This window comes from Thermus aquaticus (assembly GCF_001280255.1).
Taxonomy (GTDB): Bacteria; Deinococcota; Deinococci; order Deinococcales; family Thermaceae; genus Thermus; species Thermus aquaticus.
This window is the reverse complement of record NZ_LHCI01000106.1, coordinates 842573-868774: the sequence shown is the minus strand read 5'-3', so window position 1 is coordinate 868774 and position 26202 is coordinate 842573. Positions and strand designations below refer to the sequence as shown.

Sequence of the window (26202 nt, the reverse complement as noted above, 5' to 3'; positions counted from 1 at the left end):
CTATGGGCACCAAGAAGGAGGGACCATGATCCGAACCGTCGCCCTGGTGGGCCACGCGCAAAGCGGCAAAACCACCCTCACCGAAGCCCTTCTCTACAAAACGGGGGCCAAGGACCGCATGGGCCGGGTGGAGGACGGCACCACCACCACGGACTACACCCCCGAGGCCAAACTTCACCGCACCACGGTGCGCACCGGGGTGGCCCCCTTGCGCCACAGGGGGCACCGCATCTTCCTCCTGGACGCCCCCGGCTACGGGGACTTCGTGGGGGAGATCCGGGGGGCCCTCGAGGCCGCCGACGCCGCCTTGGTGGCCGTCTCGGCGGAAAACGGGGTCCAGGTGGGGACGGAAAGGGCCTGGACCGTGGCCGAGCGCCTGGGCCTTCCCCGGATGGTGGTGGTCACCAAGCTGGACAAGGGCGGGGACTACTACGCCCTTCTATCTGACCTCCGAAGCACCCTGGGCCACATCCTCCCCATAGACCTCCCCCTCTACGAGGGGGGCAGGTGGGTGGGGCTCATGGACGTCTTCCACGGGAAGGCCTACCGCTACCAAAACGGGGAGGAAGTGGAGGTGCCCATCCCGGAAGGGGAGCAAAGGAGGGTGCAAAGCTTCCGCCAGGAGGTCCTGGAGGCCATCGTGGAGACCGACGAGGGCCTCTTGGAGAAGTACCTGGAGGGGGAGGAGGTGACGGGCGAGGCCCTGGAGAAGGCCTTCCACGAGGCGGTGCGCCGGGGCCTCCTCTACCCCGTGGCCCTGGCCTCAGGGGCAACGGGCATCGGGGTCCTGCCCCTATTGGACCTGATCCTGGAGGCCTTCCCCTCCCCAGAGGAGCGCTTCGGGGAAGGCCCGGCGCTGGCCAAGGTCTTCAAGGTGCAGGTGGACCCCTTCATGGGCCAGGTGGCCTACGTCCGCCTCTACCGGGGAAGGCTGAAGCCGGGGGACGCCCTCATGAGCGAGGCGGGGACCATCCGCCTTCCCCACCTCTACGTCCCCATGGGCAAGGACCTCCTCGAGGTGGAGGGGGCGGAGGCGGGCTACATCCTGGGCCTTCCCAAGGCGGAAAACCTCCACCGGGGCATGGTCCTCTGGCAGGGGGAAAGGCCCGAGAGCGAGGAGATCCCCTTCGCCCGCCTCCCCGAGCCCAACGTGCCCGTGGCCATCCACCCCAAGGGGCGCACGGACGAGGCCAGGCTGGGCGAGGCCCTGAGGAAGCTTCTGGAGGAGGACCCGAGCCTCAAGCTGGAGCGCCAGGAGGAGACGGGCGAGCTCCTCCTCTGGGGCCACGGGGAGCTCCACCTCACCACCGCCAAGGAGAGGCTCGCCGACTACGGGGTGGAGGTGGAGTTCTCCGTGCCCAAGGTGCCCTACCGGGAGACCATAAGGCGGGTGGCCGAGGGCCAGGGCAAGTACAAGAAGCAGACCGGGGGGCACGGCCAGTACGGGGACGTCTGGCTCCGCCTCGAGCCTGCCCCCGAGTACGGCTTTGAGTGGCGCATCACCGGGGGGGTCATCCCCTCCAAGTACCAGGAGGCCATAGAGAAGGGGATCCTGGAGGCGGCCAAGAAGGGGGTTCTGGCGGGCTACCCCGTGATGGGCTTCAAGGCCATCGTCTACAACGGCTCCTACCACGAGGTGGACTCCTCGGACCTGGCCTTCCAGATCGCCGCCAGCATGGCCTTCAAGAAGGTGATGGCCGAGGCGAGCCCCACCCTTTTGGAGCCCATCTACGAGATCAAGGTCCTGGCCCCCCAGGAGCGGGTGGGGGACATCCTCTCCGACCTGCAGGCCAGGCGGGGCCGGATCCTGGGCATGGAGCAGGAGGGGGCCCTGGCGGCCGTGCGGGCCGAGGTGCCTTTAGCCGAGGTCCTGGAGTACTACAAGGCCCTCCCCGGCCTCACGGGCGGCGCCGGGGCCTACACCCTGGAGTTCAGCCACTACCAGGAGGTGCCCCCGCCCCTGGCCCAGAAGATCATCCAGAGCCGGGCCCAGGAGGGCTGAGGTGGCCCTGGAGCGCCTGAGGGAGGTCCTGGCCCAGGCCCTCTTCGGCCAGGAGGAGGTCATTGAGGCCCTCCTGGCCACGGTCCTGGCCCGGGGGCACGCCCTTCTGGAGGGTGTTCCGGGCCTGGGCAAGACCCTTCTTGCGGAAAGCTTCGCCCGGGCGAGCGGCCTAAGCTACAAGCGCATCCAGTTCACCCCCGACCTCCTCCCCCAGGACCTGACGGGGAGCGAGGTCTTCCGCGAGGGGCGCTTTGAGTTCGTCAAGGGGCCCATCTTCGCCCAGGTGGTCCTGGCCGACGAGATCAACCGGGCCCCGCCCAAGGTCCAGTCGGCCCTCCTCGAGGCCATGCAGGAAAGGGCGGTTACCGCCGGCGGGGTGCGCCACCCCCTCCCCGAGCCCTTCTTCGTGGTGGCCACCCAGAACCCCCTGGAGCTGGAGGGCACCTACCCCCTGCCCGAGGCCCAGCTGGACCGCTTCACCGCCCGCATCGTCTTCCGCCCCCCCAGGCAGGAGGTGTGGCTCAGGATCCTCACCGAGGAGCCCAAGGCGCCGGAGCCCCAGGAGGTAGACCTCCTAAAGGCCCAGGAGGAGGCCAAAGCGGTGCGGGTGGCCAAGGAAGCCCTGGAGGCCATCACCCACGTGGCCTTCCTGACCGCCGAGGACAAAAGGCTCCGCATGGGCCTCTCCCCCAGGGGGGCCAAGGCCTGGCTGGCCCTGGCCAAGGCCCTGGCCCACCTCCGGGGGAAGCCCCTGGTGGACTGGAAGGAGCTCAGGGACGCCGCCTTTTTGGCCCTCCCCCACCGCCTCTTCCTCACCGAGGAGGCCCTTTACGGGGGAGAGAGCGCCGAGAAGGTGCTCGCGGAAGCCCTGAGGAAAGGAGGCGTGCCGTGAAGTGGATCCGGTTTTTTCATGAGGTGGGCCTGGACCGGGACTCGGAGCGGGTGGCCCACCTCTTTGACGAAAGGCGGGAGACGGTGAAGGCCCTGTGCGCCCTGCTCATTGAGAAGGCCCACGCCAAGGGCAGGCCCGTGGGTATCTGCGGCCAGGCCCCTTCCGACTACCCGGAGTTCGCCGCCTTTTTGGTGGAAAGGGGGATTGACTCCATAAGCCTGAACCCCGACGCCCTCCTGCGCACGGTGAAAAAGGTGGCCGAGATGGAAGTTGGGGTATCCTGAGGCGTGCTGCGGGAGCCCTTCAACGCCCTAAGCCACGCCCTTGGGGTGCCCCTGGCCCTCTTGGGAAGCCTGTTCCTCCTCCTTCTCGCTCCCCAGGAGGTCTGGCCCGTCCTCCTGGTCTTCGGCCTCACCATGGCCCTCATGCTGGCGGCCAGCGCCCTCTACCACGCCCTGAAGGTGGAAGACCGGACCCTGGCCTGGCTCCGCCGCCTGGACCACGCCGCCATCTTCCTCTTCATCGCCGGGAGCTACACGCCCTTCCTGGTGGAGGGCCTCGAGGGGAGCGCCAGAAGCTTCGCCCTGGGCCTCATCTGGGGCCTGGCCCTCCTGGGGGTGGCATTTCGCCTCCTCTTCCTCAAGGCGCCCCGCTGGCTTTACACCCTGGCCTACCTGGGCCTGGGCTGGCTTTCCGTCCTCTTCCTGCCCAGGCTGGAGCTGCCCTTTTCCACCTCGCCCTCATGGCCACCTCCGGGGTCTTCTACACTCTGGGGGCCCTGGTTTACTGGCGGGAATGGCCCAACCCTTGGCCCAGGAAGGTGGGCTTTCACGGGCTCTGGCATCTCCTTGTTCTCCTGGGGAGCCTCTTTATGTATCTGGCGGTGCTGAGCCTTTACGCCTAACTTTCTCATGAGAAAGTGAGCTACCATGGGGATATGGAACCCCCTCTGATCCTGATCGTAGAGGACGAAAAGGACATCGCCCGCTTCATAGAGCTGGAGCTTCAGGCCGAGGGCTACCGCACCGAGGTGGCCCACGACGGCATCACCGGGCTTTCCAAGTTCCGGGAGGTGAACCCCAACCTGGTCATCCTGGACCTGATGCTCCCCGTCATGGACGGGATTGAGGTGGCCAGGCGCATCCGCAAAACCTCCAACGTGCCCATCCTCATCCTCACCGCCAAGGACCGCATTGAGGACAAGGTGCAGGGCCTGGACGCCGGGGCCGACGACTACCTGGTGAAGCCCTTTTCCATTGAGGAGCTTCTGGCCCGGGTGCGGGCCCACCTGCGCCGGGTGACCCCGGCCATCACCGGGGAGATCCGGGTGGCGGACCTGGTCATCAACCTCGAGGGCCGGGAGGTCTTCCGGGCCGGGAGGCGCATTGAGCTCTCCAACAAGGAGTTTGAGCTTCTGGAGCTTCTGGCCAAGAACCCGGGCAAGGTCTTCACCCGCTACGAGATAGAGGAAAAGGTCTGGCCCGGCTACCAGGGCGGGAGCAACGTGGTAGACGTTTACATCGGCTACCTGCGTAAGAAGCTGGAGGCGGGCGGGGAGCGCCGCCTCATCCACACGGTACGGGGCGTGGGGTACGTGCTGAGGGAGGACTGAGTACCCCGCTGGGGCGCTTGCCCCGGCGGGGGCCCCTTTTTGCCCCAGGGCCTCGGTAGCCCCACATGACCCTCAGGACCCGGATCACCCTCCTCACGGCGGGCCTTCTCCTCGTCACCCTACTCCTTTTGGGCTTCGCCCTGGATGGGCTTCTAAGGAGCTTCCTCTACCGCAACCTGAGGGCGGAGCTTCTGGAAGCGGGCAACCAGGTGGTCCGCCTCCTGAACCTGGGCGGACAGGCCCTCCTGGAGGCCGGCCTTCCCCCAAGCCTCTACGCCGAGGTCCAGCTCCTCCCTGAGGAAAACCCCGCCCTTCTGGCCAAGGAGGGGGGCATCAGCCTGCAAAAAAGCCCGGCTCTGGGAAGCCAGCGTCTGGTCCTGAAGGAGAGGGAGTACGAAACCCTCCTGAAGGAGGGGGAGGTCTGGGCGGAGGTGGAGCTTCCTCGGGAGGACCGGCCCCTTAGGCTTCTGGTCTACGCCAGGAAGGTAGAGGTAAACCTGGCTGGGGCGGTCTGGAAGGGAGTCCTCCTGGTGGGCAAGCCCACGGAGGACCTGGAGGCCACCCTGGAGCAGTTCGGCCGCATCTACGCCGGGACGGCCCTTCTGGTCCTCCTCCTGGCCCTCCTCCTGGCCCGGAGCCTGGTGGCCCGGGCCCTGGAGCCTTTGGAGTGGCTCGCCCGCCGGGCCGAGTCCATGCCCGACCGCCCTGAGCCCCTCCCCGAGCCCGAGGGCAACGACGAGGTGGCCGCCTTGGTGAGGGCCCTGAACGGCATGATCGCCCGCATGCAAAAGGCCCTCGAGGCCCAGACCCGCTTCCTTCAGGACGCCTCCCACGAGCTCAGGACCCCCGTCACCGCCATCCTGGGGCACGTGGGCTACCTCCTGCGCCGCACCCCCCTGACGGAAACCCAAAGGGAAAGCCTGGAGATCGTGCGGCGGGAGGCAGAGCGCATGGGCAAGCTGGTCTCGGACCTCCTGGAGCTTTCGCAAAGCGGCACCTGGCGCATAGAGCCCGTGCCCATCAGGGTCCTGGACCTTTTGGAGGAGGTCAAGGAGGAGTTCGCCCGAAGCTTTGAGGGGGAGATCCTGGTGGAGGCCCCGGAGGAGCTCTATGTGCGGGGGGACCCGGACCGCCTCCACCAGGTCCTGGCCAACCTGGTCTCCAACGCCCTCAAGGCGGGGGCTAAGCGGGTGTGGCTCAGGGCCTTTGACCTGGGGGACCGGGTGGTGGTGCGGGTAGAGGACGACGGGGAGGGGATCCCCCCGGAGCACCTCCCCCACCTCTTTGAACGCTTTTACCGGGTGGACAAGGCCCGGGACCGGGAGCGGGGGGGCTCGGGCCTCGGCCTGGCCATCGTGAAGGCTATCCTCGAGGCCCACGGGGGCGAGATCTGGGTGGAAAGCCAGGTGGGCCAGGGCACGGCCTTCAGCTTTTCCCTTCCTTCAGCCGCGCCACCGCCTCCTCCACGCTGATCTCCCCCCGCCTCAGGGCCTCGAGGACCTGAAGCCTATCCCCTTCCTCCTCCCCGGCCTCGTAGCCCAGGGCCTTCAGGAGAGCGTCCAGCCTGGCCCGCACCGTGGGGTAGGAAACCCCCAGGATGCGCTCCACCTCCTTCAGGTTGCCCCGGGTCTTCACGAAAAGCCGGAGGAAGTCCAGGTGCTCCCGGGGAAGAAGGGCGAACTCGTTGGGTAGAAACCGCCCAACGACCTCGGTGCCGCAGGCCTCGCAGTAAAGGGCCTTCACGGAAAGGGGGCCCTCGCAGGCGGGGCACCGCACCGGCATGGGCTTTTTCACCATAGTCCCACCTTCAGCCGCACGCCCTCGGCCTCCAGGGAAAGGAGGGGCGTGGGGGGAAGCCCCCGGAGGGCGAAGACCTTAAGGAAGGGCACCCTGGGCCCCGGCCTTCCCCTAAGGAGCCCCCGGGTCTTCCAGAGAAAGAGGAGGAGGAGGAGAAGCCCCCACTCCAGGAGGAAGAGGGGGAGGGCCAGGTAGAGGGGAAAGGGCCAGGGCCCCCAGACCGCCAGGTAGAGAAACCGAGGCCTCAGGGGCGGCCTCACACCACCTCCACCAGGATCCGGACGGGCCCCTCCTCCTCCTCGGCCTCCACCTCCACCAGCTTCCCCTCGGGGACCCCCTCCTTGAGGAGGGCCAGGAGGTCCTTGAGGTTCACCCCCTGGCGGCCCAGGGTGAGCTTGGCCTCCTCGGGGAGGAAGGACTCCACCAGGGGGGCCAGGGCCAGGGGGAGGTTGAGGTGCACCTTCACGGCCCGCCCTTCCTCCTCCGCTTCCACCCGCACCTTGAGGAGCCGGGCCGGGGGCCTGGGCTCGGGCCTCGTCCCTTCCAGGGCCGAAAGGAGGTCCATGGCCTCCTCTACCCCGATGCTTCCCGCCTGCAACATCTCCAGCACGCGCCTTTTCTCTTCCATGCTAGGCCTCCACTTCCAGGTTGCTGGCGAAAGCCCTCACCCTAAGGACCGCCCGCCCTTCCCCAAGCCGGTACCCGCCCGGCGCCCGGGTCCAGGCGCCCTCTACCTCCAGCGAGGAAAGCCGGGCCTCTACCTCCAAAAGGAGGTCCGAGCCGGGGAGGAAGCGGAGCTCGGCGTTGGCCGCCTTGAGGTCCAGCCCGTGGCGCCCTTCCTTGAGGAGAAGGCCCGCCTCCAAGTTCCCCGCCACCAGGCGGAGGTCCAGCCCCAAAAGCTCCTCCCCTTCCAGGTTGCACCCATGGGCTTGCCCCGAGAGGGCCACCCGGGAGAGCTCCAGGTTGCTCGCCTTGGCCTCCAGATGCACCGGGCTCCCCTCGGGGATCCAGAGCCTACCCTCCTCCCCTACGCCTAGGCGGAAAAGGTGGCCCTCCCCTTCCTGCCGGAACTCCCCGCCCTCCGCCCGGGGCGAGGCGAGGCCCTTCTCCCCCACCACCCTCACCTCCGCCCCCTGGGCCACCAGGCGGACCAGAGGAGGGGTTAGACCCTCCTCGGCCCGCCCCTCCTCCCGGTCCTCCAGGACCGCAAGGAGCTCCAGGGCCTCCTCGGGGCTCAGAACCCCTTCCTGCACCATCTCCAGGATGCGCCTCCTATCCTCCATAGGCCGCCTCCTTCCCCCGCCAGGCCTCCTCCGGGGCCAGCCAGGCGGAAAGGGCCAGGAGGAAACGGGCCAGCCGCCTGCGCCAGCCCCGCTTTAGAGGCCTAAGGAGCCTTTCCCGCTCCGCCTCCTTCAGGAGGGCCTCCCGGTGGAACCGCGCCGCCTCCCAGGGCACCCAAGGACCCAGCATCCTCTCACCCCCTGAGGGGATTGTAATGCCGAGCTTTACATTTTGTCAAGTTCAGTTTTCCATTCGCTAAAAGGGGAGCCTCGAGGGATGCCGGGACCCCAGGAAGGGCGCCCCCAGAAAGGCGAAGAGGAGCAGGGCGTAGGCGAGAAGAAGGAGCCCGGCCCGGGAAAGCCCTCTAAGCCGTTCCTCCAAGAGGAAGTAGAAGGTCATGGAAAGCCAGCCCAGGAAGGCGGAAAGCTCCTTGGGGTCCAAGGCCAGGGGGCTCCCGAAGTAGCCCCAGGCCCAGGCCATGCCGCTCCCCAGGCCCAGGGTGGCCGCCAGGTAGCCCACCCTTAAGTACCCCCGCTCCAGGCGCCTGAGGCTCCAGAGGGGGGCGTTTTGCAGGGCCTTCTCGGGGACGCGGCGCAGGCGCAGGTCCTGGAGGGCGCCCATCACCCCCGCCCCCACCCCCACGGCCAGGGCCAGGTAGGCCAGGAGAAAGGCTCCCCCATGGAGGAGGGGGAGGGCAAGGGGGAGGGCTTCCCCAGGGTGCTCCAGGGCCTTGAGCGCGAAGAGCCCCAGGAGAAGGGCGAGGAGAAGGAGGTACCGCCGTAGAGGGGCCATCCAGGGCCTAAGGAGGAAGCTTTCCCCCCTAAGGGCGAGAAACCCCCCAAGGAGGAGGGCGGGCTGGGCGGGTCCCGAGAACACCCCCTTGGCCAGGGCGTCCGCCAGGGCCGCCCCCAGGTAAAGGAGGGTCCCCAGGTGAAGGGCCCGGGGCCAGAAGAGGCTAAGGGCTAAGCCCACCACGCCCCCCAAGGCGAGAAGGTTGGCGGGGCTCATGGCCGGGGAGGACGGAAGGCCAGGAGGGGGCACTCCCTAGGGCACGGGGCCCCCTGCAGGAGCTTCCTGGAGCCAAGCTTCAGGGCGAGGATCCAGGGATGGGCCCGGCGGCCCGCCTCCTTGTGCCAGAGAGCGGGGTCCCCTTGAGGAAACTCTTGGGCCACCTCGCGGAAGATCCGCTCCTCGAGGGCCTTGATGGCCTCCCGCACCCGGTGGCCCGCGTACCACTCCAGGTAGTCGGCGATGGCCTTCTCCACCAAGGCCTCCACCTTGGGGACCTCGCCCTTTCTAGCGGCCATGTTCTTTTCCACCACCCGCTCCAGGTCGTCCAGGTTGTAGAGGTAGGCGTGGGGGAGGCGGCCCACCCGGGGGTCAATGTTGCGGGGAAGGGCGATGTCTATGAGGAAAAGGGGCTTGGCCCTCTTGGGCAGGTCCTCGGGCCCCACCAGGTAGCGGTTGGCGGCGGCGGAGGCCACCACCAGGTCCGCCTGCCTGAGGACCTGGGACAGGGCGGAAAGGGGGTACGCCTCCCCCCCAAACCGGTCCGCCAGGGTTCTGGCCCGCTCCTCGGTGCGGTTCACCACCAGAACCCTCCCCACCCCGTGGGCCTTCAGGTGGGTGAGGAAGAGCTCCGCCATCTCCCCCGCCCCCAGGACGGCCACCGCCAGGCCGCTTAGGTCGCCAAAGACCGCCAAGGCCAGGTCCAAGGCGGCGTAGGCCACGCTCACCGCCCCGGCCCCGATCCCCGTCTCGCTCCTCGCCCGCTTCCCCAGGGCGACAGCGGACTGGAAGGCCTTTTCCAAGAGGCTTTCCGTGGCCCCGTGCTTGCGTGCCAGGAAGAGGGCCTCCCGCACCTGGCCCAGGATCTGGGCCTCTCCCACCACCAAGGAGTCCAGCCCGGCGGCCACCCGGAAGAGGTGGCGCAGGGCCTCCACCCCCTCCTTCTGGTAGAGGTGGCGGGGCTCCACGCCCCTTTCCAGAAGGAGGTCCCGGGCCTTGCCCGGGTCCCCCACCCCGTAGAGCTCCGTGCGGTTGCAGGTGGAGAGGACCACCCCCTTGCCCAGGCGGGCCAGGGCGGCGGGCAGGGCCACCGCCGGGTCCAAGGCCGCACGCTCTCGCACCTCCACCGGGGCGGTCTTGTGGGAAAGGCCCACCAGATAAAGGGGCAGGGCCATACGCTTAAGGGAGTATACGCCGGACCAGGGGGGACAAAAGCCCCTAACCAAAGGAAAGGCCCCGGGGGACTAATGGGGCCCCCGCCGCGGCGGGGTGCTCAATGGGAGAGGGCCTCGAGGATGGCCCTAAAGAGGCCCTCCAGGCCCGGGGCCTCGGCCTCCCAGACGGCAAAGCCGAGCCTCCTGGCCTCCTCCGCGGTGCTGGGGCCGATGCAGGCGGCCCTGGGACGACGATCCGTCCAGCGGGCGAAGGCCCTGGCCCCCGAAGGGCTGAAGAAGGCCGCCACCTGGGCCCTCTCTAAAAGGGCCACCTCCTCCGGGGAGAGGGCCCTTTCCCGGGTGGCGTAGACGGGAAGGCGCTCCACCGCGATCCCCCGGGCCAGAAGGCCCCTCTCCAAGTCCTCCCCCGCCAGGTCCCCGGCCACAAAGAGGACCCTTTGGGCCTCGGGAAAGCCCTCGGCCAGGTCCTTGGCCGTGGCCCTCCCCGGGACGAAGGCCGGGGAAAGCCCCCCCTCTTTGAGGACCTCCGCCGTCCCCTCCCCCACGGCCGCCACCCTGAGGGGAGGCCTTTTCGCCCGCTCCCAGGCCAGGAGGAGGCGCCTAGCCCCCTCTTTGGAGGTCACGGCCACCCAGTCCGCCCTTTGGAGCCTCTCGGGAAGAAGGGCCAAAGCGGGCAGGTCCACCTGCTCCAAAAGGGCCACCTCCGCCGCCTCTATCCCCAAGGCGGCGAGCCTTTCCAAAAGCGCCCTATCTTTCCCCCTCGTGAGGAGCACCACGGCCCTTGAGCACAGCGTGAAAGAGCTTCATGGCCGCCAGGGCCCGGGGGAAGCCCAGGAAGAGGGCGGACTGCAAAATGGTCTCCCGCACCTCCCCTTCCGTGGCACCCACCCTGAGGGCCCCCTCCAGGTGGGTGGCGAGCTCCTTGGGGCTTCCCAGGGCAATGAGGGCGGTGATGGCGAGAAGCTCCCTGGTCTTCAGGTCCAGACCCGGCCTCGCCAGGACCTCCTCGTAGGCGAAGTCGCGGATGTAGCGGAAGAGGTCGGGGTCCACCTCCTCGAGGCTCTTCTCTATGGCCGCCCGCTTCTCCCCCCAGATGGCCTCCCGGACGCTCATGGGAGGTAGTCTAGCACGGCGGGGAGGCGGTGCAGGGCCTCGGGGTTCTCCCCCGTGGGGTCAAAGAGGAGGGCCCGCATCCCCGCCCCCTGGGCGCCCAGAAGGTCGGCCTCGGCGTCCCCCACGTGCAAAGCCTCCTCCGGGGCCACCCCGAGGGCCCTGAGGGCCTCTTGGAAGAGCCTGGGGTCGGGCTTGGCCACCCCGGAAAGGGCGCTCACCGCCAGGTGGTCAAAGTAGCCCCTCAGGCCCACGGCCTCGAGGATCTCCGGCAAGGAGGCGTCCCAGTTGGAGACCACGGCCAGGGGGTAGCCCCGCTCCTTGAGGGCCTTCAGGGTCTCCTCCGCCCCCGGGGCCAGGGGCCAGAAGGACGGGTTCAGCCAGTTGGCCACGAGCTCCCGGGAAAGACGATCCGCCTCCGCCTCGAGGCCCATCCCGGCGAAGAGCCTCCGGTGAAACTCCCGCCAAAGGCCCAGGGCGCTTTCCAGGTCCCGGGCCAGGAGGTGGTTTTCCTCGTAAAAGCGGAAGGCCTGAAGGGCCGCCTGCCGCACGTCCCCCCTGGGCTTTAGGCCCCGCTCCTCCAGAAAGGGCAAAAGCCAGAAGCGGGGGCTTGCCAGGATCAGGGTGTTGCCCACGTCAAAGGTGAGGGCCCGGGTCATGGACCCAGTGTAAACCAGGGGGGCCTCTAACCCGCTCTTAACCCTGGCCTGCTACGCTTTCCCTAGCGCTAAGCGAGGAGGTGGTAGCCGTGCGGTGGTGGATAGGAATCCTGGCCCTTCTGGTACCCGCTTTGGCCCAGAGCTTTGAGGTGGTCTCCGGGGAGGCCCGCTACCGGGTCCGGGAGCAGTTGGTGCAGATCGGCATCACCGACGCCGTGGGCACCACCAAGGCCGTGAAGGGCGAGGTGCGCCTCCAGGGAGGCCAGGCCACGGGGAGCTTCACCGTGGACCTCAGGGAGCTAAAGAGCGACCAGGCCCGGCGGGACAACTACCTGCGCCAGAACACCCTGGAGACCGACCGCTTCCCCACGGCCAGCTTCCGCCCCAAGCGGGTGGAGGGGCTTCCCAACCCGCTGCCCCAAAGCGGCAAGTTCCCGGTGAAGGTGGTGGGGGACCTCACCATCCGGGACGTGACCCAGGAGGTGGTCTGGGAGGGGGAGGTGGAGTTTTCCGGCCAGGAGGCGCGGGTCCTCTTGCGCACCGAGTTCCCCTTTGAGAGGTTCGGCCTGGTCCAGCCCCGGGTGCCCATCCTCCTCAGCGTGGAAAACCGCATCCGGCTGGAGGTGGACCTGGTCTTGAGGCGGAAATGAAGCGCCGCGCCCTCCTCGGCCTTTTCCTGGCCCTGCCCCTGGCCCGGGGGCAGGCCTGCACCCCCACCCCCGCCCTCACGCAAGGCCCTTACTACCTCCGGGACGTGCCCGAAAGGGAGGACCTCCGGGAGGGGCTTCCCGGGGTGCCTCTCCGCCTGCGGCTTCGGGTGCAGGACCGGGCCTGCCGCCCCCTCGTGGGGGTCCGGGTGGACCTCTGGCACACGGACGCCCTGGGGCGCTACTCCGGGATAAACGCCCCCGGGACCTTCTGCCGGGGCTTCCGGCGCACGGACGCGGAGGGCCAGGCGGCCTTCCTTACCCTCTTCCCCGGCTGGTATCCAAGCCGCACCCCCCACCTGCACCTCCGGGTGGAGGCGGGGGCTCAGGCCTTCGCCACCCAGCTCTTCTTCCCCGAGGAGGTCCAGCGCCAGGTTTACGCCCTCCCGCCCTACCGGGAGCGGGGGATGCCCCGGGTGGGCAACCGCCAGGACGGCCTCTTCCGGGCGGACCTCCTCCTTCCCCTGGAAAGGGAGGGGGAGGGCTTTCGGGGAACCTTCGTCCTCGTCTTACCCGGCTGAGGCTACGCTTGCCCCAACTCCGCCATCATTCGCCGTAGCGCCTCTTTTAGCTCCGGTAAGCTCTGCCGGACCACGGTCCAAACGATTTCCACGTCCACGGCGAAATACTCGTGCACCACAACGTTGCGCAGGCCGATCACCCGCCGCCACGGAACCTCCGGGTAGCGCTCCCGAACCTCCGAGGGGATCTGCCGGGCCGCTTCGCCGATGACCTCCAGGTTACGGACCACGGCATCCACGGTACGGTCGTCCCGGGCGAAACGCTCAAAGGTTAGCCCAGTGGCGTAACGCTCAATCTTTTCTAAGCTTTCCAACATGTCTTTAGGAGGCGCGCATTCCGCCTAGACATGGACCAGGTTCTCTCGCACCGCTTGCCACAAGTGCGGCTTACGCCGCAAGGCCCCTGCGGTGAGCAGGTCCACCGGAAGCCCCAGTAGGGCTTCCAAGTAATCGCGCAGGTCCACAATCTCCCACCCTAGGGGGCGTTCTAGCGCTACCAGGATATCCACGTCGCTTAAGGGGGTGGCCTCCCCCCGGGCGTAGGACCCGAAGATGGCCAGCTCCCGCACGCCGAAGCGCGCCCGAAGCTCCGGCTTGTATTGGGCCAAGATGCGCCGGATCTCGCCCAGGGTCTTCATGGTCTACCCCCTAAAGGGGCGAGAATACCCCACAACCGTTAGTATACGCTCCCCTCCAGCCTCCTTGGCCAACCTCCGCCCGTTCCCTGGTACCCTAAAGGGCATGATCGCCCGCTACCAGACGCCGGAGATGGCCGCCCTTTGGTCCGAGGAAAGCCGCTACCAGACCTGGGCCCTGGTGGAGGCCTACGCCCTCGAGGCCTGGGAAGCCCTGGGCCAGGTGCCCCGGGGGCTTTCCCAAAGGCTTTTAAAAAAGCTCCAGGAAAAACCCCTCACCGAGGCCTTCGCCCGCATGGTGGCGGAGATGGAGGCCTCCACCCGCCACGACATCGTGGCCTTCACCCGGGCCCTGGTGGCCTGGACCGAGGACGAGGAGGTGGGCCGCTACCTCCACCTGGGCCTCACCAGCTCCGACGTGGTGGACACGGCGCAAAACGCCCTCCTCGCCCGGGCCCTGGACCTGGTCCTGGCGGAGCTTGAGGAGGTGGAGGAGGCCTTAAAGGCCCTCGCCCTCCGCTACCGGCGCACCCCCGCCATCGCCCGCACCCACGGGGTCCACGCCGAGCCCACGGCCTTCGGCCTCCGCTTCTTAAGCTTTTACGCCGCCTTCCAGCGGGACCAAAGGCGGCTTAAGGAGGCCAGGGAGACCATCGGCGTGGCCATGATCTCGGGGTCTGTGGGCAACTACGCCCACGTGCCCCCGGAGGTGGAGGCCCACGTGGCGGGGAGGCTCGGCCTCCGCCCCGAGCCCATCTCTACCCAGGTGGTGCCCCGGGACCGGCACGCCGAGGTCCTGGCGGCCCTAGCCATCCTGGGGGGGAACCTGGAACGGGTGGCGGTGGAGCTAAGGCACCTCCAGCGCACGGAGGTCCTGGAGGTGGAGGAGCCCTTTGCCGAGGGCCAGACCGGGAGCTCCTCCATGCCCCACAAGAAAAACCCCGTGGGCCTGGAAAACCTGACGGGGGTGGCGAGGCTTTTAAGGGGCTACCTGCACCCCGCCCTGGAGGACATCGCCCTCTGGCACGAGCGGGACATCTCCCACTCCTCCGTGGAAAGGGTCATCCTCCCCGACGCCACCACCCTGGCCCACTACGCCCTGAGGCGGCTTAAGGGGATCCTGAGGGGCTTGGTGGTCCTCGAGGCCAACCTGGAGAAGAACCTGAACCTGACCCGGGGCCTCATCTACTCCCAGCAGGTCCTGAACGCCCTCATCGCCCACGGCCTCCCCCGGGACCGGGCCTACGCCATCGTCCAGCGCAACGCCCTAAAGAGCTGGGAGGAGAAGCGGCCCTTGGCCGAGCTTCTGGAGGAGGACCCGGAAAACCCCCTGAAGGGCGAGGCCCTTAAGGCCCTCTTTGACCCCGCGCCCTTCCTGAGGCACGTGGACGCCATCTACGCCCGCTTCGGGCTTTAGGCCTTACCAGAGGGGGGGAAGCCAGAGGGCGAAGCCGGGAAGCTCCGGCTCCAGGGAAACGGCCTCCACCCCCTGTAAACGAAGGGGCTCCTCTTGGGGGCGGTAGACCTCCACCGCCCGGGCGTAGGGGTCCACCAAAACCCCAAGCCGTACCCCGTTCTTCAGGTAAAGGGCCATCTTGGACCTGAGCTCCTCCAGAGCCTGGGAAGCCGAGCGGATCTCAAACACCGCCTCGGGAGCGATGGGGGGGAAACCCTCCCTTTCGGCCTCGGAAAGGGCCTCCCACACGGCCCGCTCCACGAAGGCGGCGTCAGGAGAAAGGATGGCGCCATCCGGCAAAAGGAAGCCTGTGGAGGAATCAAAGACCACGCCCAGGCCCTTCTCCTCGTTCCAGCGGGCCAGCTGATAGGCCAGCTGTAGGCTCCTCCGGCCGCTTTCTCCTCCTGTGGGGCTCACCCAAAGCCTCCCTTCCGGCGAACGCTCCAGCTGGTACCCGGGATTGAGCTCGGAGAGGCGGCGGAGTTCCGCCTCCGTGATGGGGTGGGCCAGGTCCAAGACCAGGGCCATGCCTGTCCCCATTGTGGCACGGAGGGGCTTACAATGGGAAGAAGGGGCCAAGCGCCCACCCAGGAGACGCATGGAAAAGCTCTACGAGGGCAAAGCCAAGATCCTCTACCCCGAGGGGGAAAACCTAAGGGTCTACTTCAAGGACGAGGCCACCGCCTTCAACGCGCAAAAGCGGGGCCTGATCCCCGGCAAGGGGGTGGTGAACAACAAGGTCTCCTCAGCCCTCTTCCGCTACCTCCAGGCCCACGGCATCAGGACCCACTTCATCCGGGAGCTCTCCGACCGGGAGATGCTGGTGAAGCGGGTGGAGATCGTCCCCTTGGAGGTCATCCTCCGCTATCGGGCGGCGGGGAGCTTCGCCAAGCGCTACGGGGTGGAGGAGGGCACCCCCCTCAGGGCCCCTTTAGTGGAGTTCTCCCTGAAAAGCGACGCCCTGGGGGACCCCCTCATCTGCGAAAACGCCATCCTGGCCCTGGGGCTCGCCGAGGAGAGGGAGCTTTCCGAGATCCAGGCCACCACCCTTAAGGTGGGGGAACTCCTCCGGGCCTTCTTCGCCGAGAGGGGGCTGGACCTCTGGGACTTCAAGCTGGAGTTCGGGCGCCACGGGGGCGAGATCCTTCTGGCCGACGAGATCAGCCCCGACACCATGCGGCTGCGCAAGAACGGGGAGCCTCTGGACAAGGACCGCTTCCGCAGGGACCTAGGGGGCGTGGAGGAGGCCTACCAGGAGGTCCTGAAGCGGGTTTTGGGGGAGTGACCGTGCCAAGGTACCAGGCCACGCTGCTCATTGAGCTAAAGGAAGGCATCCTGGACCCTCAGGGCCGGGCGGTGGAGGGGGTCTTGAGGGACCTGGGCCATCCGGTGGAAAGCGTCCGGGTGGGGAAGGTGCTGGAGGTGGTCTTCCAGGAGGAGAACCTGCTGAAGGCCGAGGAGAAGGCCAAGGTCCTGGGCCAGACCCTGGCCAACCCGGTCATGGAGACCTGGACCCTCGAGGCCCTGAAGGAACTGCCATGAGGTGGGCCATCGTCCGCTTCCCCGGCTCCAACTGCGACGAGGACGCCCTCTTCGCCCTGGAAAAGGTGGGGATAGAGGCCCGGTTTGTCTGGCACACCGAACGGGAGCTAAAGGGCTTTGACGGGGTCTTCCTCCCCGGGGGGTTCAGCTACGGGGACTACCTGAGAGCGGGGGCCCTGGCCGCCAAAAGCCCGGTGATGGAGGCGGTGCGCCGCTTCGCCCAGGAGGGCCGGTACGTGGTGGGGGTCTGCAACGGCTTCCAGATCCTCACCGAGGCCGGGCTTCTTCCCGGAGCCCTCCTCGCCAACCTCAACCTCCACTTCACCTGCAAGGAGGTGGGGGTGCGGGTGGAGCGCACCGACCTCCCCTTCACCCGGCTTTACGGGAAGGGCCAAGTCCTGAGGCTTCCCATCGCCCACGCCGAGGGGCGCTACTACGCCGACGAGGAGACCCTGGCCAGGCTTGAAGGCGAGGGCCTGGTGGTCTTCCGCTACGCCCCCCTGAAGGGGGAGGAGGACTACAACCCCAACGGGAGCCTCCACGACATCGCCGGGATCGTCAACGAGAAGGGCAACGTCCTGGGCATGATGCCCCACCCCGAGCGGGCCGTGGACGAGGTCCTGGGCAACACCGACGGGCTTCCCTTCTTTCTGGGACTGGTCAAGGAGGTCGCGAGATGAAACCCAAAGCCATCACCTTTGACTTCTGGGGCACCCTCTTCACCGAGGGGCAGGCGTTCATGGAAAAGGTCATGCCCGTCCGGTACGAGATCCTCCTGGACGCCCTATCCGAGGCGGGCCACCCCGCCGAGGAGGCCGAGGTGCGGGAGGCCTACCGCCAGGCGGCCCTGGCCTTTGAGGAGGCCTGGAAGGCGGGGGAGCACATGAGCGTGTACGACCGGGTGGCCCGCATCTTCGCCCTCCTCGGGGCCCCCCACGACCCCGGCCTCATCGCCCTCACCGCCAGGAGGTTGGAGGAGACCTCGCTTCTTGCGGACCTCGAGGCCCTGCCCGGGGTAGCGGTCCTGAAGGACCTGGTCAAGAAGTACCCCCTGGCCCTGGTGTCGGATACGGGCGTGACCCCGGGCCGCCTCATCCGGGAGCACCTTAAGCGCCGGGGCCTAGACGTCTTCCAGGCCTACAGCTTCTCCGACGAGACGGGCTTCGTGAAGCCCAAACCCGAGGCCTTCCTCACCGCCCTTTCGGCCCTGGGGGTGGCCCCGGAGGAGGCCTTGCACGTGGGGGACCTGCCCCAGACCGACATCAAGGGGGCCTTCGGCGCGGGCTACCCCTGGGCCGTGCAGTACGTGGGCCTGAGGGAGGTGAACGGGGAGGTGAAGCCCACGGCCAAGGTGAAGGACCACCGGGAGCTCCTCCCTCTCCTTACGTGATGGAAGCCTTAGCCAAGGAGATGGGCATCCCCGAGGGGGAGTACCGGGAGATCCTGAAGCGCCTGGGGCGGGCGCCCAACCGGGTGGAGCTCCTCCTCTTCAAGGTCATGTGGAGCGAGCACTGCGCCTACAAGAACTCCCGCCCCCTCCTCAAGGAGCTTCCCAAGGAGGGGGAGGCGGTCTTGCAGGGCCCGGGGGAGAACGCCGGCGTGGTGCGGATCGGGGAGGGGTGGGCGGTGGCCTTCAAGATAGAGAGCCACAACCACCCCTCGGCGGTGGAGCCCTTCCAGGGGGCGGCCACCGGGGTGGGGGGCATCATCCGCGACATCATGAGCATGGGGGCGAGGCCCATCGCCCTTTTGGACTCCCTGCGCTTTGGCCCCCCAAGCCACCCCAGGAGCCGCTACCTGCTAAAGGGCGTGGTCTCGGGCATCGCCTTCTACGGCAACGCTATCGGCGTGCCCACGGTGGGGGGGGACCTCTACTTCCACGAGGGCTACGGGGAAAACCCCCTGGTGAACGCCATGTGCCTGGGCCTTTTGCGGGAGGAGAAGCTCAAGCGAAGCCGGGCCTCCCTGGGCCGGCCCATCTACTACGCCGGGGCCAAGACGGGCCGGGACGGGATCGGCGGGGCGGCCTTCGCCAGCCGGGAGCTCAAGGAGGAGAAGGAGGAGGACCGCCCGGCGGTCCAGGTGGGGGACCCCTTTTTGGGCAAGCTCCTCATGGAGGCCACCCTCGAGGCCATAGAACTGGACCTGGTGGAGGGCGTCCAGGACATGGGGGCGGCGGGGCTCACCAGTAGCCTCGCCGAGCTCGCCCACAAGTCCGGCCTGGGGGTGGAGGTGGACCTGGACCGGGTCCCCACCCGGGAGGCGGGCATGACCCCCGAGGAGCTCCTCCTTTCCGAAAGCCAAGAGCGCATGGTCCTGGTGCCAAGGGAAGGCAAAGAGGCCGATCTGGAAGCGGTCTTCAGGAAGTGGGGCCTGGACTGCGTCCCCGTGGCCAGGACCATCCCGGAACGGGTCTTCCGGGTCCTCTATAGGGGCCAGGTGGTGGCCGAGGTGCCCACCGAGGCCCTGGCCGAGGCCCCCGCCTACGTGCGCCTGGCCCAGGAGGACCCCGGGATCCGGGCCCTGAGGGAAATGCCCCTCCCTCCCCTGGAGGTGGACCCAAAGGAGGCCCTCCCGAGGCTCCTCGCCTCCCCCAACCTGGCAAGCCGGGAAGCGGTTTACGAGCGCTACGACCACCAGGTGGGAACCCGCACCGCCCTGGTGCCGGGCCGGGGGGACGCCGCCATCCTTTGGGTCAAGGGGACCCGGATCGGCGTCGCCGCCAAGGTGGACCACAACCCCCGCTATAGCCGCCTCGCCCCCCGCCTCGGGGCCATGCACGCCCTGGCGGAGGCGGCCAGGAACGTGAGCGTGGTGGGAGCCAGGCCCCTGGCCTACACCGATGGCCTCAACCTGGGAAGCCCCGAGACCCCCGAGGGCTATTACGAGCTCCAGGAGACCGTCATGGGCTTGAAGGAGGCGAGCCTCGCCCTGGGCATCCCCGTGGTCTCCGGCAACGTTTCCCTGTACAACGAGTCCGGGGGCCGGCGTATCCCCCCCACGGCCATGGTGGGGGTGGTGGGGGTCTTGGACGTGGAAAAGCGGGCGGAGATGGGCTTCAGGCGGCCCGGGGAGGCCATCCTCCTCATCGGGGAGGAGAAGGGGACCTTCGGGGCCAGCGAGGCCCTCTACGTCCTCCTGGGCCTCGAGGCCGGAAGCCCCCCGCCCATAGACTGGGAGCGGGAAAGGAGGGCCCAGGAAGCCATCCGGACCCTGATCGGCCGGGGCCTGGTGAAGACGGCCCACGACGTGGCCGAAGGGGGGCTTCTCGTGGCCCTGGCGGAGATGACCTTCCCCCACGGGGTGGGGGCCACGGTGGAGGTGCGGGAACGGGGCCTGGAGGCCCTCTTCGGCGAGGCCCCAAGCCGCATCCTCTTCACCGTCCCCAAGGAGGCCCTGGGGGAGGCCACCCTCCTCCTGGAGGCCATGGGCCTCCCCTACCGCATCCTGGGGGAGACGGGCGGGAAGACCCTCACGGTCCTCACCCCTGAAGGGGTGCTAGAGTGGGAGGTGGAGGCGCTTCTCGCCGCCTGGAAGGCCCCTTTGCGGGAGGTCTTGGATGGATAAGCCCAAGGAGGAGTGCGGCGTCCTGGGCCTCTGGGCCGAAACCCCTCTGGACGTGGCCGGGATGCTCCACCTGGGCCTCTTGGCCCTCCAGCACCGGGGGCAGGAGGCCGCCGGCATCGCCGTCAGCGACGGGAAGATGTTTCTGGTGGAGAAGGACCTGGGCCTGGTGAACCAGGTCTTCACCGAGGAGCGCCTGGCCCGCCTCCGCCTCCCCGAAGCCCGCCTGGGCATCGCCCACACCCGCTACTCCACCACGGGCTCCAACCTGCGCATGAACGCCCAGCCCCTCACCGCCAGGACCGTCCACGGGGTCCTGGCCATCGCCCACAACGGCAACTTCGTCAACGCCAAGCCCCTCAGGGACCGCCTCCTCCTGGAGGGGGCCACCTTCCAAAGCACCTCGGACACCGAGGTCATGCTCCTCCTCCTGGCCCGCCTGGGCCACCTGCCCCTAGAGGAGGCCGCCGCCGAGGCCATGAAGGCCCTGGAAGGGGGGTACTCCATCCTCCTCATGGACTGCAGGACCCTCCTGGCCCTGCGGGACCCCCACGGGGTGCGCCCCCTGGTCATCGGCCAGGCCCCCTGGGGCTACGCCTTCGCCTCCGAGCCCCCGGCCCTGGAGATCCTGGGGGCCCGCTACCTGCGGGACGTCCGGCCCGGGGAGGTGGTCTGGGTAGAGGCGGGGGAGCTCAAAAGCCTCCAGGTCCTCCCCCCAAGCCCCACCCCTTGCGCCTTTGAGTGGATCTACTTCGCCCGGCCCGATAGTCTCTTGGACGGGATAGAGGCCTACCAGGCCCGGGTGCGGATGGGGGAGGAGCTCTTCCGGGAGGCCCCGGCGGAGGCGGACATCGTGGTCCCCGTGCCCGACTCCGGCATAGGGGCCGCCGTGGGCTACGCCCGGGCCAGCGGCCTCCCCCTGGAGTACGGCCTTTACAAGAACCCCTACGCCGGGCGCACCTTCATCCAGCCCACCCAGGAGCTCAGGGACCTGAAGACCCGCCTCAAGCTCTCCCCCACCTCGGCGGTGAGGGGCAAGCGGGTGGTCCTCATAGACGACTCCATCGTCCGGGGCACCACCAGCAGGCGCATCGTGGGCATGTTGAAGGAGGCGGGGGCCAAGGAGGTCCACTTCCGCGTCAGTAGCCCCCCCATCCGCTTCCCCTGCTACTACGGCATAGACACCGCCGCCAGAAAGGAGCTCATCGCCGCCGAGAAGAGCCTCGAGGAGATCCGGGCCTACATCGGGGCCGACTCCCTGGCCTTCCTCTCCGAGGAGGGGGTCAGGCGGGCCATCGGGGGGCCGGTGTGCCTGGCCTGCTTCAACGGCCGCTACCCCGCCGGGGTGCCCCAGGAGGGAGAAAAGCTCATCCTGGAGATAGGCTAAGGAGAAGGCCTTCGGGGCATTTAGGCCCGCCTCATCAGGAAAAACGCGAGCCCCAGGCCAAGGAGGAGGCCCAGGAGGAAGAAGGCGAAGGCGAAGGCCCCGGTGGAGGCCAGGTGCCAGCCGAAGAACCAGTAGCTGCACACGGCGTACCGCTCCACCTGGACCCGGACCAGCTCGGGAAGGTCGCGGCTGGTGGTGAAGTTGATGAGGAGAATGGTGAGGAGCAGGACCACCAAAGTGACGACGACGCCCCACTTGAGAATGCTCCAGGCGCTAGCCTTCATGGCCTAAGCTTACCAGCCCTTTCCCCCTAAAGGCCTATAATCGGCCTATGGTCAGGACCACCTTGCGGGACGAGGCCATCTTCCAGCTCATCGCCCTGGAGGAGAAAAGGCAGCGGGAAGGCCTGGAACTCATCGCCAGCGAGAACTTCGTCTCCCAGCAGGTGCGGGAGGCGGTGGGCAGCGTCCTCACCAACAAGTACGCCGAGGGTTACTCGGGGGCCCGGTACTACGGCGGGTGCGAGATCGTGGACCAGGTGGAAAGCCTAGCCATAGAGCGGGCCAAGGCCCTCTTTGGGGCGGCGTGGGCCAACGTCCAGCCCCACTCCGGCTCCCAGGCCAACATGGCCGTCTACATGGCCCTCATGGAGCCCGGGGACACCCTGATGGGCATGGACCTGGCGGCGGGCGGCCACCTGACCCACGGCTCTAAGGTGAACTTTTCCGGGAAGCTTTACAAGGTGGTCTCCTACGGCGTGAGCCCGGAGACGGAGCGGATTGACCTGGAGGAGGTGCGGCGCCTGGCCCTCGAGCACCGGCCCAAGGTGATCGTGGCGGGGGCCAGCGCCTACCCCAGGGTCTGGGACTTCCAGGCCTTCCGCCAGATCGCCGACGAGGTGGGGGCCTTTTTGGTGGTGGACATGGCCCACTTCGCCGGGCTCGTGGCGGCGGGCCTCCACCCAAACCCCGTGCCCCACGCCCACGTGGTGACCAGCACCACCCACAAGACCCTGAGGGGGCCCAGGGGCGGCCTCATCCTGAGCCAGGATCCGGAGCTAGGCAAGAAGATAGACAAGCTCATCTTCCCCGGCATCCAGGGCGGCCCCCTGGAGCACGTCATCGCCGGCAAGGCGGTGGCCTTCTTTGAGGCCCTGCAACCGGAGTTCAAGGAGTACAGCCGCCTGGTGGTGGAAAACGCCAAGCGCCTGGCGGCGGAGCTGGCCGAGCGGGGCTACCGCATCGTCACCGGTGGGACCGACAACCACCTCATGCTGGTGGACCTGCGCCCCAAGGGCCTCACCGGCAAGGAGGCCGAGGAGAGGCTGGATCAGGTGGGCATCACCGTCAACAAGAACGCCATCCCCTTTGACCCCAAACCCCCCAGGGTCACCTCGGGCATCCGCATCGGCACCCCGGCCATCACCACCCGGGGCTTCACCCCCGAGGAGATGCCCCTCGTCGCCGACCTCATTGACCGGGCCCTGACCCAAGGCCCCTCCGAGGCCCTGAGGGAGGAAGTGCGCCGCCTGGCCCTCGAGCACCCCATGCCCTAGGGCCTCACCCTACGGACAAAGTCCCCGGGGGTGAGGACCCTTAGGGGCAGGTCCTCCCGGGCCATGAGGGGTGCAAAGTGGCGCAGGTCCCCGGTAAGGAGGTGGGTGGCCCGGGCCGCCACCGCCGCCGCCAGAACGGGCACGTCCTTTTCCGGCAACAGGTCCGCCATCCAGGCCTCGGGCCTGGCCTCGGGGACCAGCCTCACCCACTTCAGGACGCCCTCTAGGGCCTGGCGCTTCTCGGGAGCTTTCAGCTCTATGTTGCGCCAGGCCTCCAAGTAGCAGAAGGCGCTGGTCAGCAGGTGGAGGCGGCCCCTTTTGGCCACCTCCAGAATGGCGTTGAAAACCGACCCCCCAAGGGCCATGGAAAAGAGGACGTTGGCATCAAGAAACACCCTCACTCCAGGCCCCATGCCTCGAGGAAGGCCGCAACCTCCTCCGGGGTGGCCTCGGCAGCCTTGCGGAACTCCTCCAACCTTTCCTCGCTGTAAACCTCGTAGGAAAGGAGAAGAGCGGGCTCCAGCACAAGCCTCCCCTCCTCCACCTTCAGGAGGAGAACGTCCCCGGGCCTCAGGCCCAGCTTCTCCCGAACCTCCTTGGGCAGGGTAATCTGACCCCGGCGGGAGAGGGACAGGGGGATGGTCATACCTTCAGTATAACGGAAAATCCGCACATCCTCAGGGAAGCCCCTTAGAGCACCCCATGCCTTGAGGTACAATGTTGGCCGTATGCCAAAAGGCCTTGACCTCTTGGAGGGCTTAAAGCGCTGGAAGGAATGGCCTTCCTTCAACGAAGACGCCACGCTCCTGGGCCTGGTTCTCCCCATTCTCAGGAGGCGGGCTACGACCCCTTTAATCCGGAGGAGGTCTTTCCCCAGGCCAAGGACTCCAACAACCTGAAGCCAGACCTCCTCCTCTACAAAGGCTCCACCCGCCAAGAAGGTGCACCCTACATGGTGATAGAGGTCAAGGCGCTGGGAGAAAACCTCAAGAAGCACGAAAACCAGGTGGTGCAGTACATGAACGGGGGCCAGGCCCGCTGGTACGTCCTCACCAACGGAGAAACCTGGGAGTTTTACGACCGGGACCGCCCCTTACCCCTCGCCAACTGCCTGCGGGCCCGCATTCAGCTCGCTGACCCGGGGGCGCTAAGGGCCCTCTCCCTTCTCCTCAGCAAGGCGGCGGCCGAACCTCCTTTCCAAGAAGCCCAAGAGGCCTTGGCCGAAGCCCTCCTCGCCCAAGCTGCGGAAAGCGTCCCCCTTGAGGAACAAAAGCGGGCTTACGACCTTACCAAGCATTTTGTGGTTCCTCTACAGGAGGCAGTCAAGGAGGCCAGGGAACGCTTCCCGCTGGCCGAGCCTTTCGTGGAGCGGTGGGTGCGGGAATGGGAAGCTAAGCTCAAGGGCAACACCCCACCCATGCGCACCTTTCCTTCGTGGGCAGAGGCGCTCTTCACCCTGGGCGCGGAGTGCTACAGAAGCGACCCCGCCAAAGTCCGCCAGGTTTTAAAAATCCTGCCCCCAAGCTACGCGGGACCACTAAGGCACGAGCCTCTGCCAGACGGCCATAAACTTTGTGTGAACTTCAGCGCAAAGGATATAAAGCGACAGCTTAACAAGCTGGCTCACGTCTTTCCCCACCTGAAGGGAGAGCGGATTCGGGTCAGGGAGGAGGAGTTCACCCTGGGCGCTGACCTACAATGAGGGGGATGCTTCAGCGCCTCGAGGTCCAGAACCTGGCCGTGATCCGCGAGGCGGTCTTGGAGCTCGCCCCAGGCCTCAACGTCCTCACCGGGGAGACGGGGGCGGGGAAGAGCCTCCTGGTGGACGCCTTGGCCCTCCTCCTGGGGGCGAGACCCGAGGGCATGGTGGGGCCTTTTGGGGACAGCCTCCTGGTCACGGCCTTCTTCCAGGGGCCCGAGCCCAAGGTCCTCTCCCGGAGGGTGGGGGGCCGCTCCACCCCCCGGATTGACGGGGAGGTGGTGAGCCTAAAGGAGCTGGAGGAGGAGGCCCAAAAGCGCCTCTCCCTCCATGCCCAGCACACCGCCTTGGCCCTCCTCTCCCCCAGGAGGCAGCGGGAGGTTCTGGATGCCCTCCTGGACCCCGCCCTCCTCGCCCGCTACGCCGAGGCCTACGCCCACCACCAGGCCCTCCTCGCGGAAAAGGAGGCCCTGGAGGCCGCTTTGCGGGAGCGGCGGGCCCGGGGAGACCTCCTCCGCTTCCAGCTTGCGGAGATCCAGGGGGCCAGGGTCCAGCCCGGCGAGGACGAGGCCCTTCTGGAGGAGGCCCGGAGGCTTCGCCACCTGGAGGCCCTCAAAGAGCGGGCGGCCAGGGCCCAGGCCCTCATGGAGGAAGGGGCTTTGGAGGCTCTGGAAGCCGCCTTCCGCGAGCTCAGGTCCGGGGCCCGCTACGACCGGGCCCTCGAGGCCCTGGCCCAGGACCTGGAGGCGGCTTTGGAGGGGGCGCGGGCGGTGGCGGCGGAGCTTTTGGCCTATCTGGAGGGCCTGGAGGGGGACCCGGAGCGCCTGGCCTACCTGGAGGAAAGGCTAAACCTCCTGGAGCGCCTGAAGCGCAAGTACGGCCCCACCCTGGAGGAGGTCCTGGCCTACGGGAAAAGGGCGGAGGAGGAGCTTGCCCGGCTGGAAGGGGGGGAGGCCCGGCTTGCGGAGGTGGAGCGGGAGCTCCAGGTGGCCCAAGAAGCCCTCCTCCAGGCCGGGGAGGCCCTGAGCCGGGCCCGGGAGGAGGCGGCGAGGAGGCTTATGGCGGGCATGGAGGAGGAGCTAAAGGAGCTCGGCTTCCACAGGCCCCGCTTCCTGGTGGACCTGAAGCCTTTGCCGGAGCCTGGACCCTCGGGCCTAGAGGAAGTGGCCTTCCGCTTCTCCGCCAACCCCCACCTCCCCCCCGCGCCTCTGAGCGCCATGAGCGGCGGGGAGCTTTCCCGGCTGGCCCTGGCTTTAGCCCTCCTGACCGGGGCCGAGGCCCCCACCGTGGTCTTTGACGAGGTGGACACGGGGCTAGGGGGGGAGACTGCCTGGAAGGTGGCCGAGCGCCTAGCCCGCCTGGCCCAGACCCGGCAGGTCCTGGTGGTCACCCACCTGCCCCAGATCGCCGCCAAGGCCCACCGCCACCTGCGGGTGGTCAAGGAGGGGGAGGAGGTGCGCCTAGAGGTCCTGGAAGGGGAGGAGCGGGTGCGGGAGCTGGCCCGCCTCCTCTCCGGCCAGTACACGGAGGCCGCCCTCTCCCACGCCCGGCTTCTTCTGGAGGCGCCGTGAACCTAGCGGGACCTGGCCTTCCGCCTAGG

General features: G+C 68.0%; 32 protein-coding genes and 2 pseudogenes. 18 read left to right on the top strand and 16 right to left on the bottom strand.

Annotated elements, in window-relative coordinates; genetic code table 11:
- Positions 1 to 25: 25 nt before the first annotated feature.
- From BVI061214_RS05805 to BVI061214_RS05780, 6 genes and pseudogenes are all read left to right on the top strand, one after another.
- Positions 26 to 2002, top strand: a complete 1977-nt coding sequence (locus BVI061214_RS05805; RefSeq protein WP_053767623.1) for an elongation factor G — start codon at positions 26 to 28, stop codon at positions 2000 to 2002.
- Between the two features lies 1 nt (position 2003).
- Positions 2004 to 2894, top strand: a complete 891-nt coding sequence (locus BVI061214_RS05800) for an AAA family ATPase (protein WP_053767622.1) — start codon at positions 2004 to 2006, stop codon at positions 2892 to 2894.
- A gap of 23 nt (positions 2895 to 2917) precedes the next feature.
- Positions 2918 to 3178, top strand: a pseudogene (locus tag BVI061214_RS05795) (putative PEP-binding protein); the annotation flags it as partial.
- 3 nt (positions 3179 to 3181) lie between these two features.
- A pseudogene (trhA, locus tag BVI061214_RS05790) lies at positions 3182 to 3798 on the top strand (PAQR family membrane homeostasis protein TrhA).
- A 33-nt stretch (positions 3799 to 3831) separates the two neighbouring features.
- Complete coding sequence (locus tag BVI061214_RS05785; protein WP_003044097.1) at positions 3832 to 4506, top strand: response regulator transcription factor; 675 nt, start codon at positions 3832 to 3834, stop codon at positions 4504 to 4506.
- Between the two features lie 65 nt (positions 4507 to 4571).
- Complete coding sequence (locus BVI061214_RS05780; RefSeq protein ID WP_053767620.1) at positions 4572 to 5978, top strand: sensor histidine kinase; 1407 nt, start codon at positions 4572 to 4574, stop codon at positions 5976 to 5978.
- Here the strand turns inward: BVI061214_RS05780 and BVI061214_RS05775 are convergent.
- From BVI061214_RS05775 to BVI061214_RS05730, 10 genes are all read right to left on the bottom strand, one after another.
- Positions 5932 to 6303, bottom strand: coding sequence for a DUF2089 domain-containing protein (locus tag BVI061214_RS05775; RefSeq protein ID WP_053767619.1), 372 nt, complete (start codon positions 6301 to 6303; stop codon positions 5932 to 5934). The two genes, BVI061214_RS05780 and BVI061214_RS05775, sit on opposite strands and share 47 nt — an antisense overlap.
- Positions 6297 to 6563, bottom strand: coding sequence for a hypothetical protein (locus BVI061214_RS05770; RefSeq protein ID WP_053767618.1), 267 nt, complete (start codon positions 6561 to 6563; stop codon positions 6297 to 6299). Before BVI061214_RS05770 ends, BVI061214_RS05775 begins: the two co-directional genes overlap by 7 nt.
- Positions 6560 to 6931, bottom strand: coding sequence for an SHOCT-like domain-containing protein (locus tag BVI061214_RS13430; protein WP_053767617.1), 372 nt, complete (start codon positions 6929 to 6931; stop codon positions 6560 to 6562). The genes BVI061214_RS05770 and BVI061214_RS13430 overlap by 4 nt, the downstream gene beginning before the upstream one ends.
- Position 6932: 1 nt before the next feature.
- Positions 6933 to 7586 carry an SHOCT-like domain-containing protein gene (locus BVI061214_RS05760; protein WP_053767616.1) on the bottom strand — a complete coding sequence of 218 codons (654 nt, stop codon included), beginning with the start codon at positions 7584 to 7586 and terminating at the stop codon, positions 6933 to 6935.
- The gene (locus BVI061214_RS05755; protein WP_003044078.1) at positions 7576 to 7773 is read right to left on the bottom strand and encodes a hypothetical protein; all 198 of its coding nucleotides are present in this window, start codon (positions 7771 to 7773) and stop codon (positions 7576 to 7578) included. The genes BVI061214_RS05760 and BVI061214_RS05755 overlap by 11 nt, the downstream gene beginning before the upstream one ends.
- 66 nt (positions 7774 to 7839) lie before the next feature.
- Entirely contained in the window at positions 7840 to 8592 is a 753-nt protein-coding gene (ccsA, locus tag BVI061214_RS05750) for a cytochrome c biogenesis protein CcsA (protein ID WP_053767615.1), read from the bottom strand.
- Positions 8589 to 9767, bottom strand: coding sequence for a glutamyl-tRNA reductase (gene hemA, locus BVI061214_RS05745; protein WP_053767614.1), 1179 nt, complete (start codon positions 9765 to 9767; stop codon positions 8589 to 8591). The genes ccsA and hemA overlap by 4 nt, the downstream gene beginning before the upstream one ends.
- Before the next feature lie 98 nt (positions 9768 to 9865).
- Complete coding sequence (locus tag BVI061214_RS05740; protein WP_053767613.1) at positions 9866 to 10543, bottom strand: uroporphyrinogen-III synthase; 678 nt, start codon at positions 10541 to 10543, stop codon at positions 9866 to 9868.
- A complete protein-coding gene (locus BVI061214_RS05735) occupies positions 10515 to 10880 on the bottom strand; it encodes a carboxymuconolactone decarboxylase family protein (protein WP_053767612.1) in 366 nt (121 codons plus the stop codon). Before BVI061214_RS05735 ends, BVI061214_RS05740 begins: the two co-directional genes overlap by 29 nt.
- Positions 10877 to 11536, bottom strand: a complete 660-nt coding sequence (locus tag BVI061214_RS05730; RefSeq protein WP_053767611.1) for an HAD family hydrolase — start codon at positions 11534 to 11536, stop codon at positions 10877 to 10879. The genes BVI061214_RS05735 and BVI061214_RS05730 overlap by 4 nt, the downstream gene beginning before the upstream one ends.
- A gap of 89 nt (positions 11537 to 11625) precedes the next feature.
- On the opposite strand from BVI061214_RS05730, the gene BVI061214_RS05725 reads away from it, so the two are divergent.
- Both BVI061214_RS05725 and BVI061214_RS05720 read left to right on the top strand, forming a co-directional pair.
- Entirely contained in the window at positions 11626 to 12186 is a 561-nt protein-coding gene (locus tag BVI061214_RS05725) for a YceI family protein (protein ID WP_053767610.1), read from the top strand.
- On the top strand, positions 12183 to 12764 hold the full coding sequence (locus BVI061214_RS05720) for an intradiol ring-cleavage dioxygenase (protein WP_053767609.1): 582 nt from the start codon (positions 12183 to 12185) through the stop codon (positions 12762 to 12764). Before BVI061214_RS05725 ends, BVI061214_RS05720 begins: the two co-directional genes overlap by 4 nt.
- 2 nt (positions 12765 to 12766) lie before the next feature.
- On the opposite strand, the gene BVI061214_RS05715 is transcribed toward BVI061214_RS05720, so the two are convergent.
- The gene (locus BVI061214_RS05715) at positions 12767 to 13081 is read right to left on the bottom strand and encodes a HepT-like ribonuclease domain-containing protein (RefSeq protein WP_053767608.1); all 315 of its coding nucleotides are present in this window, start codon (positions 13079 to 13081) and stop codon (positions 12767 to 12769) included.
- A gap of 24 nt (positions 13082 to 13105) precedes the next feature.
- Entirely contained in the window at positions 13106 to 13402 is a 297-nt protein-coding gene (locus BVI061214_RS05710; protein WP_003044054.1) for a nucleotidyltransferase family protein, read from the bottom strand.
- Between the two features lie 103 nt (positions 13403 to 13505).
- Here BVI061214_RS05710 and purB point away from each other — a divergent pair, with 103 nt between their 5' ends.
- Positions 13506 to 14816, top strand: coding sequence for an adenylosuccinate lyase (gene purB / locus BVI061214_RS05705; RefSeq protein ID WP_053767607.1), 1311 nt, complete (start codon positions 13506 to 13508; stop codon positions 14814 to 14816).
- A gap of 3 nt (positions 14817 to 14819) precedes the next feature.
- On the opposite strand, the gene BVI061214_RS05700 is transcribed toward purB, so the two are convergent.
- Entirely contained in the window at positions 14820 to 15383 is a 564-nt protein-coding gene (locus BVI061214_RS05700) for a Uma2 family endonuclease (protein ID WP_053767606.1), read from the bottom strand.
- Positions 15384 to 15453: 70 nt separating this feature from the next.
- On the opposite strand from BVI061214_RS05700, the gene purC reads away from it, so the two are divergent.
- From purC to purF, 6 genes are read left to right on the top strand one after another with little or no spacing between them, the layout of a single operon-like run.
- Positions 15454 to 16140, top strand: coding sequence for a phosphoribosylaminoimidazolesuccinocarboxamide synthase (gene purC, locus BVI061214_RS05695; protein WP_053767605.1), 687 nt, complete (start codon positions 15454 to 15456; stop codon positions 16138 to 16140).
- Positions 16141 to 16142: 2 nt separating this feature from the next.
- Entirely contained in the window at positions 16143 to 16397 is a 255-nt protein-coding gene (gene purS / locus BVI061214_RS05690; protein ID WP_040684171.1) for a phosphoribosylformylglycinamidine synthase subunit PurS, read from the top strand.
- Positions 16394 to 17077, top strand: a complete 684-nt coding sequence (purQ, locus tag BVI061214_RS05685; protein ID WP_053767604.1) for a phosphoribosylformylglycinamidine synthase subunit PurQ — start codon at positions 16394 to 16396, stop codon at positions 17075 to 17077. Before purS ends, purQ begins: the two co-directional genes overlap by 4 nt.
- Entirely contained in the window at positions 17074 to 17787 is a 714-nt protein-coding gene (locus BVI061214_RS05680) for an HAD family hydrolase (RefSeq protein ID WP_053767603.1), read from the top strand. Before purQ ends, BVI061214_RS05680 begins: the two co-directional genes overlap by 4 nt.
- Positions 17787 to 19964: a phosphoribosylformylglycinamidine synthase subunit PurL gene (purL, locus tag BVI061214_RS05675; RefSeq protein WP_053767602.1), complete on the top strand. Its 2178-nt coding sequence runs from the start codon at positions 17787 to 17789 to the stop codon at positions 19962 to 19964. Before BVI061214_RS05680 ends, purL begins: the two co-directional genes overlap by 1 nt.
- Entirely contained in the window at positions 19957 to 21348 is a 1392-nt protein-coding gene (gene purF, locus BVI061214_RS05670) for an amidophosphoribosyltransferase (protein ID WP_053767601.1), read from the top strand. The genes purL and purF overlap by 8 nt, the downstream gene beginning before the upstream one ends.
- A gap of 20 nt (positions 21349 to 21368) precedes the next feature.
- On the opposite strand, the gene BVI061214_RS05665 is transcribed toward purF, so the two are convergent.
- Complete coding sequence (locus BVI061214_RS05665) at positions 21369 to 21632, bottom strand: hypothetical protein (protein WP_003044026.1); 264 nt, start codon at positions 21630 to 21632, stop codon at positions 21369 to 21371.
- Between the two features lie 47 nt (positions 21633 to 21679).
- Between BVI061214_RS05665 and glyA the strand changes: the two genes are divergently transcribed.
- On the top strand, positions 21680 to 22903 hold the full coding sequence (gene glyA / locus BVI061214_RS05660; protein ID WP_053767600.1) for a serine hydroxymethyltransferase: 1224 nt from the start codon (positions 21680 to 21682) through the stop codon (positions 22901 to 22903).
- On the opposite strand, the gene BVI061214_RS05655 is transcribed toward glyA, so the two are convergent.
- Together BVI061214_RS05655 and BVI061214_RS05650 are read right to left on the bottom strand one after the other, a co-directional pair.
- Entirely contained in the window at positions 22900 to 23304 is a 405-nt protein-coding gene (locus tag BVI061214_RS05655) for a PIN domain-containing protein (RefSeq protein ID WP_003044022.1), read from the bottom strand. The genes glyA and BVI061214_RS05655 overlap by 4 nt on opposite strands.
- Positions 23301 to 23549 (bottom strand): AbrB/MazE/SpoVT family DNA-binding domain-containing protein, encoded by a 249-nt coding sequence (locus tag BVI061214_RS05650; RefSeq protein WP_003044020.1) that lies wholly within the window; start codon positions 23547 to 23549, stop codon positions 23301 to 23303. The genes BVI061214_RS05655 and BVI061214_RS05650 overlap by 4 nt, the downstream gene beginning before the upstream one ends.
- Positions 23550 to 23678: 129 nt before the next feature.
- On the opposite strand from BVI061214_RS05650, the gene BVI061214_RS05645 reads away from it, so the two are divergent.
- Together BVI061214_RS05645 and BVI061214_RS05640 are read left to right on the top strand one after the other, a co-directional pair.
- Positions 23679 to 24605, top strand: coding sequence for a type I restriction enzyme HsdR N-terminal domain-containing protein (locus tag BVI061214_RS05645; protein WP_053767599.1), 927 nt, complete (start codon positions 23679 to 23681; stop codon positions 24603 to 24605).
- Positions 24606 to 24610: 5 nt separating this feature from the next.
- Positions 24611 to 26173, top strand: a complete 1563-nt coding sequence (locus tag BVI061214_RS05640) for a DNA repair protein RecN (protein WP_053767598.1) — start codon at positions 24611 to 24613, stop codon at positions 26171 to 26173.
- Positions 26174 to 26202: the final 29 nt, after the last annotated feature.